We start from the raw sequence: 15481 nt of genomic DNA, 5'->3' as shown, positions 1-15481 counted from the left end.
TGAACTTTCGCCCTAGCCGAGTGACATCTGTGACTCGCGGGACGGGTGGTGCGATCCGGGGTACCGTCGACCGGTGCTCCGACCCGCCTCCGCCCTGCCCCGCCTGCTGTCGAGCGGCCCCCTCGCCCTGCTGCTGGCCCTCGCCGCGGTCCCCGCGGTCACCCCGGTTGCAGGGGCCACCGACGCCCCCGGCGCGACCGCGCGCCGAGCGACGCCCCAGGTGCAGCTCACCTCGTGGGGCAGCTACCACGAGCTCAAGGCCGGCCAGCGGCGCGGCCTCAAGCTGGGTCGCGGCAGCGTCACCCTCAAGAAGCCCACGGTCCGCCGGGTCGGTGGCCGCACCTGGGACACCGGCACCTGGACGTCGCCGTGGGCGACCCAGGCCTTCGGCGCGACGTCGCTCGTCCCCACCTGGGAGGCCACCACGCCCGGGCGGAGCATGGTGCGCGTCGAGGTGCGCGGTCGCACCGCCGCCGGCACCACCGGCTCCTGGGACACGATGGCCGACTGGTCCACGCGCGGCCGACCGGTCCCCCGCACGACCTACTCCGGGCAGTCGGACGACCTCGGGGGCGTCAACGTCGACACCTGGACCGCCACCACCCCGGTGACGGCGTGGCAGGTGCGGGTGACGCTGATGCGCCCCCGTGGCGGGCGGCAGGCGATCAGCCTGGACCGCGTCGGCGCGGTCGCGTCGGTCGACGCCACGGCCGCCCGGCCCACGTCCGCTCCCGGCCCCGCGGCCGGCACCGTCCTGCCGGTCCCGACCTACAGCCAGATGGTGCACACCGGGCACTACCCGCAGTGGGGCGGAGGTGGTGAGGCCTGGTGCTCGGCGACGTCGACGGCGATGGTGCTCGGCTACTACGGCATCTCTCCCACGCCCACCGGGATCGCGGCCGGCCACGTCGACCCGGTCGTCGACCACACCGCGAAGATGGTCTACGACCACGGCTACGACGGCACCGGCAACTGGGCCTTCAACACCGCCTACGCGGCCACCCTCGTCGGCGGGGACTCCTACGTCACCCGGATGCGCGACCTGCGCGAGGCCGAGGGCTACGTCGCGGCGGGCGTGCCGCTGGTCGTCTCGATCGCCTTCGGCAAGGGCGAGCTGACCGGGGCGCCGATCTCCGCCAGCAACGGCCACCTGCTCGTCATCGTGGGCTTCGAGGCCGACGGCGACGTCGTCGTCAACGACCCGGCTGGGGCGACCAACGCGGAGGTGCGTCGCGTCTACGACCGCGCCCAGCTCGAGCGGATCTGGATCGCGGCCAGCGGCGGCACGGCGTACGTCATCCGCAACGGCTGACCCGGACGGTCGGTCGGGCGGTCACGCAGGTGACGCGCTGATCCCGATCGTGTGCAGGCCGGTCGCCCCGTCGGGGTCGGGCGCCCGCAGGACGCTGGTCTGCGTCTCCCCGTCGCGGCCGATGGCACGCACCCGGACCTCGTGGTCGCCCTCCGGGACGTCCAGGGTCACGGCCCACTGCACCCACGTGTCGACCGACGGCGCGCCGGCGAGCCGGGCCCGCTCCCACGGCCCCCCGTCGACCTGCACCTCCACCGCCTCGATGCCGGTGTGCTGGTGCCAGGCCACGCCTCCGAAGGACACCTCGCCTGCCTCCACCTCGTCGCCCGAGCGCGGCACGTCGATGCGCGAGGCGATCTTGACCGGGCCGAGCGCCGACCAGCCCTTGTCGGTCCAGTAGCCCATGGAGTCGGCGAACGTGCTCACCTCGAGGTCCACGACCCACTTCGTCGCCGAGACGTAGCCGTAGAGGCCGGGAACGATCGTGCGCACCGGGAAGCCGTGCTCGATGGGGAGCGGGCGGCCGTTCATGGCGACCGCCAGCATCGCGTCGCGGTCGTCGGTGAGCGCCTCGATCGGCGTCGCGCACGTCCAGCCGTCGTGCGAGGTCTGCAGGACGCAGTCGGCGGCCGGGTCCACCCCGAGGTCCTCGAGCAGGTCGGCGATGCGTACGCCGCTCCAGCGCGCGTTGCCGACCAGCCCCCCGCCGACCTCGTTGCTCACGCAGTTGAGCGTGATCCACGACTCCGTCATCTGGCGTCCGACCAGGTCGGTGAAGGAGAGCACCAGCTCGCGCTCGACCATCCCGTGGATGCGCAGCGTCCACTCGTCGGGCTCGATGGTGGGCTTCGCGATGGTGGTGTCGATCAGGTAGAAGTCCTCGTTCGGCGTCTGCCAGGGCGTCACCCCGGCCAGCCCGACGGCGGTGTCGGCCGGCGCCTGGCGGCGCGTGACACCGGGGATCCGGAGCAGCCGTCGACTCGCCTCGACGTGGCGTCGGCCCGCGCCGACGAACCGCCCGGCGACCGCGATCCCGACCGACGCGACGGAGACCGCGCCCGCCACCATCAGGAACACCCGGCGCTCGCGGGAGGCGAGGTCGGGGCTGCGCACCGCGCGGCGCAGGGCGTCGATCAGCGCCGAGTGGACCGTCACCCAGGTCAGCAGGCCCACCAGCACCGGCAGCGCGTCCACGGCTCCGGCCCCGCGCTGGGCGAGGACCGCGCCGAGGCCCACCGCGGCCAGCGCGAGCCACACCAGGGTCGGCTGCCACCACCCGCGCCGCGCCAGCCTGCCGGCCCCGGCGAAGCAGCCCAGCAGGAACACGAGGATGCCCGCCACGAGGAACGGCTTGTCGAGGTGGCCCAGGACCGCGATCGCCCGCTCGGCGAGCGGCCCGGGGGTGAGCCGGATGAGGAGCTCGGCCACCGCGACCACCGGGGACTCACGGATGGTCAGCACCATCGCGGTGGCATAGCTGGTGGCGAGCCCGGCGCACCCGGCGAGGACGCCGGCGAGCGCCCAGGGCGGGCGGCGAGTGGTCACCGGACCATTGTGGCGCGTCCTCGGGCATGATGCCGCCGTGACGTCTCCCCACCCCGCCCCGACCCTGCTGCCCCGCGTCGGCATCGGCACCGACGTCCACCGCCTCGTCGCCGGCGTGCCGATGCACCTGGCGGGCCTCGCCTGGCCGGACGAGCCCGCCGGGCTCGAGGGCCACTCGGACGCCGACGTGGCCGCCCACGCCGCCTGCGACGCGCTCTTCTCCGCTGCCGGGCTCGGCGACCTCGGCACCAACTTCGGCACCGCGGAGCCGGAGTGGGCCGGCGCCTCGGGCGCGACCCTGCTGGCCGAGACCGCCCGGCGGGTGCGGGCGGCCGGATTCGAGATCGGCAACGTCGCCGTGCAGGTCATCGGCAACGTCCCGCGCCTCGGCCCCCGCCGGGCCGAGGCGGTCGCCGCGCTCTCCGCGGCGCTCGACGCCCCCGTGACGCTGTCCGCGACCACGACCGACGGGCTCGGGCTGACCGGTCGCGGCGAGGGCGTGGCGGCGGTCGCGACCGCGCTGGTGGTGCCCGCCTGATGCCGAGCGCCGTCGTCGTCCTCGCCGCCGGGTCCGGGAGCCGCGTGGGCGCCGAGGTCAACAAGGTGCTGCTGCCGCTGCGCGGGGTGCCGGTGCTGGTCTGGTCGCTGCGCGAGGCGCTCGCCCTCGACGACGTCGCGCGCGTCGTGCTGGTGGTGCGGCCCGAGGACCGCGAGGCGGTCGGCGCGGCGGTCGCCCCGCACCTCGGTGAGCGCGAGGTGCTCGTCGTCGACGGTGGCGCGACCCGCCACGCGTCCGAGTGGGCGGCGCTGCGGGTGCTGGCGGAGGACATCACCACCGGTGTCGTCGACGTCGTCGTGATGCACGACGCCGCGCGACCGCTGGCCGACGCGGACCTGTGGCGCCGGGTCGTCGCGGCGGCCCGCGAGGCGGGCGGCGCGATCCCCGTGGTGCCGGTGGCCCACCTGCTCCACACCGACCTGACGCCGGTCACCGAGGCGGTGGGCGCGGTGCAGACCCCGCAGGCGTTCCGCGCGCGAGACCTGCTCGACGCCTACCGCGCCGCGGAGCGCGACGGGTTCGAGGGCACGGACACCGCGGCCTGCGTGACGACGTACGCCGACGTCGCCGTGGCCGCGGTCGCGAGCACCGCCACCAACCTCAAGGTCACCTTCCCCGAGGACGTCGCCCTGGCGGGCGAGCTCGCCGGGCTCAGTCCGCGGTCGTGAGCGCCTCGAGCAGGCGCACGTCGTCGACGGTGTCCACCCGACGCCCCTCGGGCGGCGCCACGAGGGTCTGCACCGGCTGACCGGCCGCGGCCAGGTCGGCGACGGCCTGCGCCAGGTCGTTCGACGGGCGGCGCGCCAGCCCGGCGAGGACCGCCGCCGGGACCACCAGCGGCGAGGTCACCGCGACCAGGTCGTCGCGGTCCAGGGTCGAGCCGACCAGGCCGTCGGCCACGGCCTTGACGGTGTCGGTGACCGGTCGCGTCCCGACCACCGGGCGCCCGGTGGTCCGGGCCAGGTCGAGGCAGTCGGCGATGAACGAGGCCGGCGTCATCGGGCACAGCGCGTCGTGGAGCACCAGGTCGCGGCCGGAACCGGCCAGCTCCTCCCAGTCGACGGTGGCGTCGACGAGGTCGACGCCCGCCTCCCCCACGGCCCACGCGGCGCAGGCGACGAGCGCCTCGCCGTGCACCAGGGCGTACGGCAGCGAGCCGCGGTCCTCGTCCAGAACGAGACCGAGGCCCCTGGGAACGTCGTCCCAGGGGCCTCGGTCGAGGTCGTTGCCGCTCAGGAGGCGAGCACCTCGTCGAGCATGGCCTCGGCCTTGTCCTCGTTGGTCTTCTCCGCGAGCGCGAGCTCGGAGACCAGGATCTGGCGTGCCTTGGCGAGCATCCGCTTCTCGCCGGCCGACAGGCCGCGGTCACGCTCACGGCGCCACAGGTCGCGCACGACCTCGGACACCTTCATCACGTCGCCCGAGTGGAGCTTCTCCAGGTTGGCCTTGTAACGGCGCGACCAGTTCGTGGGCTCCTCGACGTGGGCCGCACGGAGCACGTCGAAGACGCGGTCCAGGCCCTCCTTGTCGACGACGTCGCGCACTCCGACGAGGTCGAGGTTGCAGGCCGGGACGCGCACGACCAGGTCCTGCTGGGCGACAATCCGGAGGACGAGGTACTGACGGTCCTCTCCCTTGATCTTCCGCATCTCGATGTCCTCGATGACTGCGGCCCCGTGATTGGGATAGACGACCGTTTCGCCGACGGTGAAAGTCATATGTTCAGTTCCCCTTCCTAGGTGACCATTCTAACACGGGTCCGGACCGACCCCCGGACGCGTTTGTGCAGGTCAGAGGCCACTTCCGGGCTTGACAGATCGCGGGTTGCTGTGGTGCGCGCACCTGCTCGCGGGTGCGGCTGCGCCATACTCCGACCATGGCGACCGTCCCCGCGCTGCTCCTCGTCCGTGCCGCGCACCCCCGCCAGGCGGTGGCCACCGCGGCCGCGGTCGGGGCCGCCGCGGCGGTGGCCGGACGTCCGCCGCGCGAGGTCGCGCTGGTCGCCGCGACGGTGCTGGTCGGGCAGGCCGTCCTCGGCTGGCTCGACGACCTCGCCGACCGCGAGCGCGACGCCCGGCGCCGCCCCGACCGCCCGCTGGCGTCGGGTCGCCTCGACCCCGGCACCGTGTGGTTCTCGGTCGCGTGCGGCGTGCTGCTGGTCGTGCCCCTCGCCGTCGCGAACGGACGCACCGCCGCGACCGCCTACCTCGCCTCGCTGGTCGTCGCCGCGCTCGGCGACCGGCTGCTGCACGCGCGCCCGCTGTCGTTCGTGCCGTGGACGGTCTCCTTCGCGCTGCTCCCCGCGTTCCTGGCCCACGGCGGGTGGGGCGGGGTCGGCACCTCCACGCCTCCGACGGTGGCGATGACGGCGCTGGCCGCCGCCCTCGGCCTCACGGTCCACGTGCTGCTCGCGCTGCCGGGCCTCGTGGACGACCACGAGGAGGGCGAGCGCTCCTTCCCGCTGCTCCTCGCCCTGCGCACCGGGACGCCCCGGCTGCTGGTGCTCGCGTCGGTCGCCACCGGCGTGCTGGCGGTGGCCGTCCTGTTCACGGGGCAGACGGTGGGACTGGCCTGACGCGACGCTAGGCTGTGCGCCATGCAGCTTCGACACCTCGCGACCGGCGCAGCGGTCATCGCGCTGACCGCGTCGCTCTCCTCGTGCGGCTTCGACTACGCCACCGAGCGTGACTACACCCCCGGCAGCGGCGCCAACAGCCGTGTGGGCACCGTCGACGTGCTCTCCGCCGTCGTGGTCTCGGCCGAGGAGGGCTCCGGCACGTTCGTCGCCTCGCTGTCCAACAACGACGCCGACACCGAGCAGACCTTCACTGGCGTCTCGGGCGGCCAGGACGCGACGATCACCGCCGCGACCTTCGACCCGGTGGCCATCGCGCCGGGCGGGCTGGTCAACCTCGCCGAGCCGGCCGCGAACATCGTCCTCGAGGGCGACTTCACCTCGGGCGACTTCGTCCCGCTGGCGATCGACTTCGGCAACGGCGACCGCGTGATGATCGAGGTCCCGGTCGTGCCCGACGACGTCGGCTACTGGGCCGGCATGGACGCCTCTGGCTCCACCACCACCACCGACGCGGACACGGAGGCCGACGCGTCATGACCCACACGCTGGTCCTGCTCCGCCACGGCGAGAGCGAGTGGAACGCCAAGAACCTGTTCACCGGCTGGGTGGACGTCGCGCTGACCGAGAAGGGGCGCGGCGAGGCGGTCCACGGGGGCCGGCTGCTGCGCGAGTCGGGGGTGCTCCCCGACGTCGTGCACACCTCGCTGCAGCGGCGCGCGATCAACACCGCCGCGCTGGCCCTCGACGCCGCCGACCGCCACTGGATCCCGGTCAAGCGGTCCTGGCGGCTCAACGAGCGCCACTACGGCGCGCTGCAGGGCAAGGACAAGAAGCAGACGCTCGAGCAGTACGGCGAGGAGCAGTTCATGCTCTGGCGCCGCTCGTTCGACGTCCCGCCGCCGCCGCTCGACGACGCCGACGAGTTCTCGCAGGCCGGCGACCCGCGCTACGCCGACCTCGGCGAGGACATGCCGCGCACCGAGTGCCTCAAGGACGTCATCGCGCGGTTCCTGCCCTACTGGGAAGCCGAGATCGTCCCCGACCTGCGCGAGGGCCGCACGGTCCTGGTGGCCGCCCACGGCAACAGCCTGCGCGCGCTGGTCAAGCACCTCGACCAGATCAGCGACGAGGACATCGCCGGCCTCAACATCCCGACCGGCATGCCGCTGGTCTACCGCCTCGACGAGGACCTGCGTCCCACCGTCGCCGGCGGCGAGTACCTCGACCCCGAGGCCGCCGCCGCCGCTGCCGCGGCCGTCGCCAACCAGGGTCGCTGAGCAGCCGCCGGCGAGGAACGAGCCGGCGGCGTGGGCTCAGCGAGGTTGAGCAAGCCCCGCGGCTGAGGAACGAAGCCGCGACGGGCGCGACGAAACCCGGTCAGCGAGGCAGCGGCCGGCACACCCACCAGCGGTGGGTGAGGGGGATTCCAGCACCCCGGAATCCGCGTCACGCACCGCCCACCGGCGCGTCGACGTACGACACGCGCCGCAGCGGTGTCCCAGCCACATTCCTGCGCTCGGAAACGTGGCTGCCGCACCGCCGAGCAGCGGTGGCGCACGTCAGTCGCGCTGCGGGACCTCGCCGGTGACCACGAAGACCACGCGGTTGGCGACCGAGACGGCGTGGTCGGCGATCCGCTCGTAGTAGCGGCCCAGGAGGGCGATGTCGACCGCGGCCTCGACGCCGTGCTTCCAGTCGGTGGAGAGCAGCTCGGTGAAGCTCCGGCGGCGCAGCTGGTCCATCACCTCGTCGTCGCGGCCGAGCTCGATCGCGGCCTCGACGTCGCGGTCGACGATGATGCTGCGCACCCGGCGCACCATGTCCTCGGCGGTCTCGGCCATCCGCTCCATGGTCGGGCGCAGCTCCTCGGGCACGGCGACCGCCGGCACCCGGAGCCGCGCGATCTTCGCGACGTGCACCGACAGGTCGCCCATCCGCTCGAGCTCGCTGACCATCCGCAGCGCCGACACGATCATCCGCAGGTCGCCGGCGACCGGCTGCTGAAGCGACAGCAGCTGGAACGACGTGTCGTCGACCCGCTCGCGGGCGTCGTCGATCGCCTTGTCGCCGCTGATCACCTGGTCGGCGGTGTGCACGTCGCCGGTCATCAGCGCCTTGGTGGCCTCGCGCACGGCGATCTCGACCTGTCCGCAGATGTCGGAGAGGTCGGAGAAGATGCCGTCGAGCTGGTCATGGAAAGCCTCACGCATGGGCGCACTGTAGGCACCGCAGGCGAACAGCCGGGCGTACCCGATGAACGGCGCGTGAACACTCGGCACCGGGCGTCCATCGGGGCGGGAGCACCCGGCGCGATGCGTACGATGGTGGCCGTGGACCCGACCATGCAAGCCGGTCTGGCCGCGATCGTCGGGGCCGTCATGGCAGGCGGCGCGGTGCTCGCCTGGCACATCAGTGACCGGCAGCGGCACACCCTCCCCCAGGTGGAGGAGCCGGTCGTGCAGGCCGGCGTCGCGGCGGTCCTCAGCATCCTGCGCTCCAGCGCGGTGGTGGTCGACGAGTCCGACCACGTCCTCAAGGCGTCCGCGCCGGCCTACGCGTTCGGCCTGGTGCGGGGCAGCACCCTCGTCGTGCCCGAGCTGATCGAGCTGGTCGCCCAGGTGCGGCGCGACGGGCAGATCCGCGAGAGCGAGCTGGACCTGCCGGCCACCGACGGCGGCACCGCCCGCACCCTCACCGCCCGCGTGGCACCGCTCGGTGCGCGACTGGTGCTCGCCCTGGTCGAGGACCGCACCCGCGAGAAGCGCGTGGAGGAGGTGCGCCGCGACTTCGTCGCCAACGTCAGCCACGAGCTCAAGACCCCGGTCGGTGCGATCCGCCTGCTCGCCGAGGCCGTCACCGACGCCTCCGACGACCCCGAGGCGGTGCAGCGCTTCGCCAACCGGATGCTCACCGAGAGCGACCGGCTGACCAACCTGGTGCAGCAGATCATCGAGCTGTCCCGCCTGCAGGCCCACGACCCGCTCGAGAAGCCGGTCATGGTCGACCTCGACGCGGCGGTCGCCACGGCCGTCGACACCAGCGCGATGGAGGCCGCCGCCAAGCAGATCACCGTCGAGTCGCGCGGCGAGCACGGGCTGGAGGTCTTCGGCTCCCAGGACCTCATCGGCGCGGCGGTCAGCAACCTGGTCGCCAACGCGGTGGCCTACTCCGGCTCCGGGTCGCGCGTCGTCGTGACCACCCGGTCGCAGGGCGAGCAGGTGCAGGTGTCCGTCGTCGACCAAGGCATCGGCATCCCGCCCGAGGACATCGACCGGATCTTCGAGCGCTTCTACCGCGTCGACCCGGCGCGGCACCGCTCCACCGGCGGCACGGGCCTGGGCCTCGCGATCGTCAAGCACGTCGCGGCCACGCACGGCGGCGACATCTCGGTGTGGTCGGTGCAGGGGCAGGGGTCGACCTTCACGCTCACCCTCCCCCGCAACTCCCAGCCCACGCCGGGTCAGCCGACCACCCCCGTCGAGGTCGTCGTGCCGTCCGACGCCGACGCCCCCGGCCCCCCAGACCGCAGCACACAGCAGGAGGTACGCAGGTGACCCGGGTACTCGTCGTCGAGGACGAAGAGAGCTACAGCGACGCGCTCGCCTACATGCTCCGCAAGGAGGGCTACGAGGTGGCGATCGCCGCGGACGGCACCACCGCGCTCTCGGAGTTCGACCGCTTCGGCCCCGACATCGTGCTGCTCGACCTCATGCTCCCCGGCGTGCCCGGCACGGAGGTGTGCCGCCAGATCCGGCAGACCTCGTCGGTCCCGGTGATCATGGTGAGCGCCAAGGACGACGAGGTGGACAAGGTCGTCGGCCTCGAGCTCGGCGCCGACGACTACGTCACCAAGCCCTACTCCCCCCGCGAGCTGGTCGCCCGGATCCGTGCGGTGCTGCGACGTGGCCAGGAGCCGGAGCTGATGCCCGACACGCTCGAGGCCGGCCCCGTGCGGATGGACGTCGAGCGCCACGTCGTCACCGTCGACGGCACCGAGCAGCGGCTGCCGCTCAAGGAGTTCGAGCTGCTGGAGATGTTCCTGCGCAACCCGGGCCGGGTGCTGACCCGCGGCCAGCTGATCGACCGGGTCTGGGGATCGGACTACGTCGGCGACACCAAGACCCTCGACGTCCACGTCAAGCGGCTGCGGGCCAAGCTCGAGCCGGACCCGGGCGAGCCGAAGTACCTCGTCACGGTCCGCGGGCTGGGCTACAAGCTCGACCTCTGAGCGCACGCAACCTCCTGGGCTCCTCCGACGTCCGACCGGCGTGACGAGGACATCCGCTGCGGTCGCCGCCCTGGCGTGCCTGACTGCCCTGACCGGATGCGCCGCGGGCGAGGGGTACCTCGACGACGACTGCCGACCGTCCGGCTCCGCCGTGGTGAGGGCGGTCGGCCCGGGCGGGGCGTGGACCGTGCGCACCGCGGCGACGGAGGACCCGCCGTCGATCGGGGGCGGGTACGTCCTGGTCCGGCACTCGTGCGGCTGGACGGCCCTTGACCTCGCCGACGGCGCCGTGGTCCGCGAGGGCGACGGCTACGCGGTGGGGATCGCGAGCGGCTTCGTGTTCACCCGGAACGAGGTGGACAACTCGGTGATCGGCGAGCCCGTGGTGGAGGGCGGGACCGTGGACGGCTACCGCCGCATGATCGTGGGCTCCAACGCGGCGATCCTCGCGCAAGCCGTGGACGATCGCCTGTACGTGGTCGACGGGGGCGGAGGGGGTCCCGCCACCGTCACGCAGCACGTCGGACCTGCCGTGCGCGGGTGGGACGCCGTGCTGCCGGTGGTGCGCCAACCCACGCTGACCACGGTGGGGACGACGTTGGTCGTCACGAGCGCGGACGGGTCCGTCTACGGGCTCGACACGTCCACCGGGAGGGTGCGATGGCGTGCCCTCGCCCCGACCCTCGAGGGCACGGTGATCCTCCGCGTCCGTGCGCTCGACGACCAGGTCGTGCTGACCACGTGGGAGTCGGCCGGGGTCGACGGCCCCGGGAAGGTCGTGGTGCTCGACGCGGTCACCGGTGAGCGGCTCGAACGGGTCGCGGCCCCGGACCCCTGGGAGCCGCAGCTCGCGGCGAGCGCGGACGGCTGGCAGGTCACGGTCCGGTCCGAGCCCGCTCCCATGGTGATGGAGGAGTGACGAGAGCGGCGGGATGTCACCGTTCCCCGTCCGGAATCCGCTGGCGATCGGTCATGACCGTACCTAGCCTTGACCCGTGACCACCGCCAGCCAGACCACCCCCGCCGCGCCGACCGGGCAGGCGGCACCCGCACCGTGGCTCCCCGTCGCGGCCGGTGCCGTGACGCTCGTGATGTGGGCGTCGGCGTTCGTGGTGATCCGCCACGTCGCCCACGACGTCAGCCCGGGCGCGCTCGGCTCCGGCCGGCTCCTGGTCGCGGCGCTCGTCGTGCTGCCGCTCGTGCTGCGGCGTGGCTGGGTGCGCCCCACGGGGCGGGAGTGGACGCTGCTGGCGCTGGGCGGCCTCGGCTGGTTCGGCGTCTACAACCTCGCCCTCAACGCCGGCGAGCGCCACGTCGACGCCGGGACGGCCGCGATGATCATCCAGATCGGGCCGGTGATCGTCGCCCTGCTGGCGGTCCCCCTGTTCGGGGAGCGCCTCCACGCCTGGCTCCTCGCGGGCATGGTCGTCGGCTTCGCGGGCGTCGCCGTGATCGCGCGCGGCTCGTCCACCGACGCCGACGCCAGCCTGCTCGGCGTCGTGCTGGTCCTCGTCGCCGCCGCGATGTACGCCGTCGGCGTGCTGACCCAGAAGGTGCTGCTGCGCCGGCTCCCGTCGGTCCAGGTCGTGCTGGTGTCGTTCGTCATCGGCGCGGTCACCTGCCTGCCGTTCTCCGGCGACCTGCCGGGCATCGTCGCCGACGGCGGCGCCGAGCTGTGGTGGATCCTCTACCTCGGCGTCTTCCCGACCGCGGTCGCCTTCACCACCTGGGCCTACGCCCTCACCCACACCGACGCGGGCGCGCTGTCGCTGACGACGTTCCTCGTGCCGCTGATCGCGACCTTCATCGCGTGGGTGACGATCGACGAGGTGCCGCCCTCGCTCACGTTCGTCGGCGGCGCGCTCGCGATCGTCGGGGTGCTGATGACGCGGCGCAAGCCCCGGGCCGCGCGCCTCGCTGGTTGAGCACCCCTCGCTGGTTGAGGTGCGAGGAGCGCCAGCGACGAGCCTCGAAACCTGCGACTCCCCGGGCGACTCCCTGACGTGTGGTTTCGAGGCTCGCTGCGCTCGCACCTCAACCACCGATAGTCGGTGGGGCGGACCGTCACTGCGGGTCGGAGCCCGACTCCAGCCAGCCGCGGAAGGCCTCGAGGTTGCGGGTGGACTCCCCGCGCGAGATCCGCCACTCCCACTCCTTGCGGATGGAGGAGGCGAAGCCGAGCTCGAGGATCGCGTTGAACGACGAGTCCGCGTTGGCGAGCACCGACCCGAGGATCCGGTCGAGCTCGTCCTCGGTGACCGACGCCAGCGGCAGGCGCGCCTCGAGGTAGATGTCGCCGGTCCGGTCCACGGCGAACGCGACGGCGTACATCCGCAGGTTCCGCTCGAGCAGCCAGCGGTAGACCCGCTGGTGGTTCTCGTCGGGGTTGCGGCACACGAAGGCGTGCACACCGAGCGCGTGCGGGCCGACGTCGAGCCGCACGGGCGTCTGGAGCTTCTTCTCCCCGGGCAGGGTCAGCGAGAACGAGCCGCCGCCGATCTCCTCGTGCTCGATCTCGTTGTCGGCGAGGTACGCGCGCAGCCGGCGCACCGCGGCCACGGTCTCGTCCGAGGGCGTGGCGGCGGGGGTGTCGGTCATGCGGCCATCATGAGGCAAGCGCGGAGCGCATCCGGCCGGCGGCCCGGGCGTAGGCCTCGAGGGTGCGCTCGGCGGTGCGCTCCCACGAGAAGTCGCGGGCGTGGGCGACGGCGCCGCGGCCGAGCCGCTCCACCAGCGCCGGGTCGTCGATCAGGCGCCGCAGCGCGGCCGCCCAGTCGCGCGGCTCGTGGGTGTCGACGAGCAGGCCGCTCACGCCGTCGCGCACCACGGTGGTGAGGCCGCCCACGGCCGCGGCGACGACCGGCGTGCCGGTCGCCTGCGCCTCGACGGCGACCAGGCCGAACGACTCGTTGTAGGACGGCACGGCGACCGCGGTGGCGGCGGCCGACCAGACCGCGAGCTCGGCCTGGCTCACGGGCGGCACGAACCGCACCACGTCGGCGATGCCCAGCTCGGCGGCCAGGTCGGCGAGCGCGGTCGGGTGCTCGAGCCCGGAGCCGGACGGGCCGCCCACGACGGGGACGACCAGCCGGTGGCGCAGCGACGGGTCCTGCTCGAGCAGCACGTGGACCGCGCGCAGCAGCACGTCGGGCGCCTTGAGCGGCTGGATCCGGCCGGCGAACATCAGCACGACGGCGTCGAGCGGCAGGCCGAGGTGGCGGCGGGCGTCGTCCTGCTCGCGCGGGACGAAGACGCCGAGGTCGACGCCCGGGCTGATCACCTCGACGGCGTCCGGGCTCGCGTCGTAGAGGTCGACGAGCTGGCGGGCCTCGGTGTCGGTGTTGGCGACCAGCAGGTCGGCCGCCTCGACCACCTGCTCCTCGCCGATCACCCGGGACGCGGGCTCGGGGGTGTCGCCGGCGGCGAGCGAGGCGTTCTTCACCTTCGCCATGGTGTGCATCGAGTGCACGAGCGGGATGTTCCAGCGGTCGCGCGCGAGGGCGCCGACCTGGCCGGAGAGCCAGTAGTGGGAGTGGACCGCGGTGTAGTGGCCGAGCGGCTGCATGGCCTCGGTGCGCAGCACCTCGCGGGCGAAGGTGCACAGCTGACCGGGGAGCTCGCCCTTGGTGAGGCCCTCGAAGGGTCCCGCGGCGACGTGCCGCACCAGCACGCCGTCGGCCGCCTCCACCACCTGGGGGAGCGACGACGAGGTGGCTCGGGTGAAGACGTCCACGGCGATGCCCTGCGCGGCGAGGCGCCGGGACAGCTCGATGACGTAGACGTTCATCCCTCCGGCGTCGCCCGTCCCCGGCTGGTCGAGGGGCGAGGTGTGCAGGCTGATCATCGCCACGCGGTCACCCACGCTGTCTCCTCCTTCGCTGCGTCCGACGGCGCCCGCACGCGGGCACCTCCGGCACAACCACGGACCACGCCCGGGGATTCCCCGGGCCGTGGCTCAACGGGCGTGCGCGCCCGAGCGCGGGGCGGCCGCGGGCCCGCCCCGACGGCGCAGCAGCGCGACACCGCCGGCCACGAGGGCCACGGCGCCCCAGAACGCGTCGTACCAGCGCGCGCCCGGCGGCCGGAACGCCTCGACGAGCGAGAGGGCGAGCAGCGCGGAGGCGACGGCCACCACGACCCGCATCCCGAGGGCGTCGCTGCGGACCAGGCTGCTGCCGAACAGCGCCGCCGCGGCGAGCAGGCAGGCCAGGCCGAGCACGAAGAGCGTGCCGGCGAGCGGGCCGTCACCGCCACCGAGCAGGGCGCGGACGATCCACAGCAGGCCGCCGGCGACGGCCAGCGGCGCGGCGAGCTTCACGAGGGGCATCCCGCGATGATGCCACGCGGTCCGCGGCGGGCCGGGCTCAGGACTCGTCGGTGCCCTGGTGGAACCGCGCCTGCCACTGACCCCCGGTGCGGACCCACAGCGTGCTGCGCAGCGTCGAGCGCTCGGCGGTGGAGGTGCGCCACAGCAGCAGGATCACGTCGTCGGCGAGCCGCGACGTCGACAGCACCTCGACCCGCACCGGCTCGATCGGCCCGATCTCGTCCAGCACGGCCTCGCGCGTCCACAGCCGTCCCGACCGGCCGACCTCCTGCCAGTCGGGGTGGAGCAGCGCGGCCACGGCGGCGCGGTCCGAGCGCACCTCGTCGCCGAGCAGGGAGCGCTCGAGGGCGACCACGTGCTCCTCGTCGCTGGGGGCCGGCTCGTCGACCAGGCCGGAGAACAGGTCGGGCTCGGCCTCGACCTGGCCGACCGCGGCGTCGGGGTGCGCGGTCGTCGCGCCGGAGAACCCGGGTCCGGGGTCGGGCGCCACCCCGCGCTGGTAGGCCGACGCGGCGGCGTTGGCGCGCCGGTCCGCGGCCTCGTTGAGGTCGTGCCCGGCGTGCCCCTTCACCCACTCGAACCGCACCCGGTCGCGCCGGCCGTCGAGCGCGGCGTCGAGCGCCTTCATCAGCTCGACGTTGAGCACCGGCTTGCCGTCGCTCTTCTTCCATCCCTTGCGCTTCCAGCCCGGCATCCACTTGGTCACCGAGTCGATGACGTACTTGCTGTCGCAGAAGACGTGCAGGTCCTCGTCGACGTGGGCGGTCTGCTGGAGCAGGTCGAGCACCGCCATCAGCTCGCCCATGTTGTTGGTGCCGTGCGGCCAGCCGCCGGAGGCCCAGCAACCGTCGTCCACGTACCACGCCCACCCGGCGGGGCCGGGGTTGCCGAGTGCCGAACCGTCTGCTGCCGCGATGATCACCCGCCCATCC

Annotated in this window: 18 protein-coding genes; 10 read left to right on the top strand and 8 right to left on the bottom strand. The window is 73.7% G+C overall.

All coding sequences use genetic code 11. The features are described 5' to 3' along the window. Window positions 1–73 precede the first annotated feature (73 nt). The gene (locus LN652_RS16860; protein WP_230441756.1) at window positions 74–1312 is read left to right on the top strand and encodes a C39 family peptidase; all 1239 of its coding nucleotides are present in this window, start codon (window positions 74–76) and stop codon (window positions 1310–1312) included. A gap of 21 nt (window positions 1313–1333) precedes the next feature. Here the strand turns inward: LN652_RS16860 and LN652_RS16855 are convergent, their stop codons facing one another. Next, window positions 1334–2857, bottom strand: a complete 1524-nt coding sequence (locus LN652_RS16855; RefSeq protein ID WP_230441755.1) for a molybdopterin-dependent oxidoreductase — start codon at window positions 2855–2857, stop codon at window positions 1334–1336. Between the two features lie 37 nt (window positions 2858–2894). Between LN652_RS16855 and ispF the strand changes: the two genes are divergently transcribed. Together ispF and LN652_RS16845 are read left to right on the top strand one after the other, a co-directional pair. Continuing rightward, window positions 2895–3395 (top strand): 2-C-methyl-D-erythritol 2,4-cyclodiphosphate synthase, encoded by a 501-nt coding sequence (ispF, locus tag LN652_RS16850; RefSeq protein WP_268932193.1) that lies wholly within the window; start codon window positions 2895–2897, stop codon window positions 3393–3395. Further along, window positions 3395–4084, top strand: a complete 690-nt coding sequence (locus LN652_RS16845; protein ID WP_230441754.1) for an IspD/TarI family cytidylyltransferase — start codon at window positions 3395–3397, stop codon at window positions 4082–4084. Before ispF ends, LN652_RS16845 begins: the two co-directional genes overlap by 1 nt. Here the strand turns inward: LN652_RS16845 and LN652_RS16840 are convergent. Beyond that, window positions 4068–4553 carry a 2-C-methyl-D-erythritol 4-phosphate cytidylyltransferase gene (locus tag LN652_RS16840; RefSeq protein ID WP_230441753.1) on the bottom strand — a complete coding sequence of 162 codons (486 nt, stop codon included), beginning with the start codon at window positions 4551–4553 and terminating at the stop codon, window positions 4068–4070. The two genes, LN652_RS16845 and LN652_RS16840, sit on opposite strands and share 17 nt — an antisense overlap. 95 nt (window positions 4554–4648) lie before the next feature. After that, window positions 4649–5134: a CarD family transcriptional regulator gene (locus LN652_RS16835; protein ID WP_121141777.1), complete on the bottom strand. Its 486-nt coding sequence runs from the start codon at window positions 5132–5134 to the stop codon at window positions 4649–4651. 158 nt (window positions 5135–5292) lie between these two features. On the opposite strand from LN652_RS16835, the gene LN652_RS16830 reads away from it, so the two are divergent. The 3 genes from LN652_RS16830 to LN652_RS16820 are packed head-to-tail and all read left to right on the top strand — an operon-like array spanning window position 5293 to window position 7271. After that, the gene (locus tag LN652_RS16830) at window positions 5293–5991 is read left to right on the top strand and encodes a UbiA family prenyltransferase (RefSeq protein ID WP_230441752.1); all 699 of its coding nucleotides are present in this window, start codon (window positions 5293–5295) and stop codon (window positions 5989–5991) included. Window positions 5992–6012: 21 nt separating this feature from the next. Then, a complete protein-coding gene (locus LN652_RS16825; protein ID WP_230441751.1) occupies window positions 6013–6531 on the top strand; it encodes a hypothetical protein in 519 nt (172 codons plus the stop codon). After that, window positions 6528–7271: a phosphoglyceromutase gene (locus tag LN652_RS16820; RefSeq protein WP_230441750.1), complete on the top strand. Its 744-nt coding sequence runs from the start codon at window positions 6528–6530 to the stop codon at window positions 7269–7271. The genes LN652_RS16825 and LN652_RS16820 overlap by 4 nt, the downstream gene beginning before the upstream one ends. A gap of 282 nt (window positions 7272–7553) precedes the next feature. Here the strand turns inward: LN652_RS16820 and phoU are convergent, their stop codons facing one another. Continuing rightward, the gene (gene phoU / locus LN652_RS16815; protein WP_230441749.1) at window positions 7554–8204 is read right to left on the bottom strand and encodes a phosphate signaling complex protein PhoU; all 651 of its coding nucleotides are present in this window, start codon (window positions 8202–8204) and stop codon (window positions 7554–7556) included. A gap of 120 nt (window positions 8205–8324) precedes the next feature. On the opposite strand from phoU, the gene LN652_RS16810 reads away from it, so the two are divergent. From LN652_RS16810 to LN652_RS16795, 4 genes are all read left to right on the top strand, one after another. Next, on the top strand, window positions 8325–9548 hold the full coding sequence (locus LN652_RS16810) for a sensor histidine kinase (RefSeq protein WP_230441748.1): 1224 nt from the start codon (window positions 8325–8327) through the stop codon (window positions 9546–9548). Next, entirely contained in the window at window positions 9545–10222 is a 678-nt protein-coding gene (locus tag LN652_RS16805) for a response regulator transcription factor (protein ID WP_230441747.1), read from the top strand. Before LN652_RS16810 ends, LN652_RS16805 begins: the two co-directional genes overlap by 4 nt. A 40-nt stretch (window positions 10223–10262) precedes the next feature. After that, complete coding sequence (locus tag LN652_RS16800) at window positions 10263–11141, top strand: PQQ-binding-like beta-propeller repeat protein (RefSeq protein ID WP_230441746.1); 879 nt, start codon at window positions 10263–10265, stop codon at window positions 11139–11141. Between the two features lie 76 nt (window positions 11142–11217). After that, a complete protein-coding gene (locus tag LN652_RS16795; RefSeq protein ID WP_230441745.1) occupies window positions 11218–12147 on the top strand; it encodes a DMT family transporter in 930 nt (309 codons plus the stop codon). A gap of 139 nt (window positions 12148–12286) precedes the next feature. On the opposite strand, the gene LN652_RS16790 is transcribed toward LN652_RS16795, so the two are convergent. The 4 genes from LN652_RS16790 to LN652_RS16775 all read right to left on the bottom strand — a co-directional run bounded on the left by LN652_RS16790 (window position 12287) and on the right by LN652_RS16775 (window position 15471). Continuing rightward, window positions 12287–12820, bottom strand: a complete 534-nt coding sequence (locus LN652_RS16790; protein WP_230441744.1) for a type III secretion system chaperone family protein — start codon at window positions 12818–12820, stop codon at window positions 12287–12289. A gap of 7 nt (window positions 12821–12827) precedes the next feature. After that, a complete protein-coding gene (mshA, locus tag LN652_RS16785; protein WP_230441743.1) occupies window positions 12828–14084 on the bottom strand; it encodes a D-inositol-3-phosphate glycosyltransferase in 1257 nt (418 codons plus the stop codon). 93 nt (window positions 14085–14177) lie between these two features. Beyond that, window positions 14178–14549: a hypothetical protein gene (locus LN652_RS16780; protein ID WP_230441742.1), complete on the bottom strand. Its 372-nt coding sequence runs from the start codon at window positions 14547–14549 to the stop codon at window positions 14178–14180. A gap of 37 nt (window positions 14550–14586) precedes the next feature. Continuing rightward, window positions 14587–15471 carry an RNase H family protein gene (locus LN652_RS16775; protein WP_230441741.1) on the bottom strand — a complete coding sequence of 295 codons (885 nt, stop codon included), beginning with the start codon at window positions 15469–15471 and terminating at the stop codon, window positions 14587–14589. Window positions 15472–15481: the final 10 nt, after the last annotated feature.

Origin of the sequence: Nocardioides okcheonensis, from assembly GCF_020991065.1 — a bacterium.
In the GTDB taxonomy this organism is placed as follows: domain Bacteria; phylum Actinomycetota; class Actinomycetes; order Propionibacteriales; family Nocardioidaceae; genus Nocardioides; species Nocardioides okcheonensis.
Note: the sequence above shows the minus strand (reverse complement) of the source record. Positions and strands in the feature narration are given on the sequence as shown.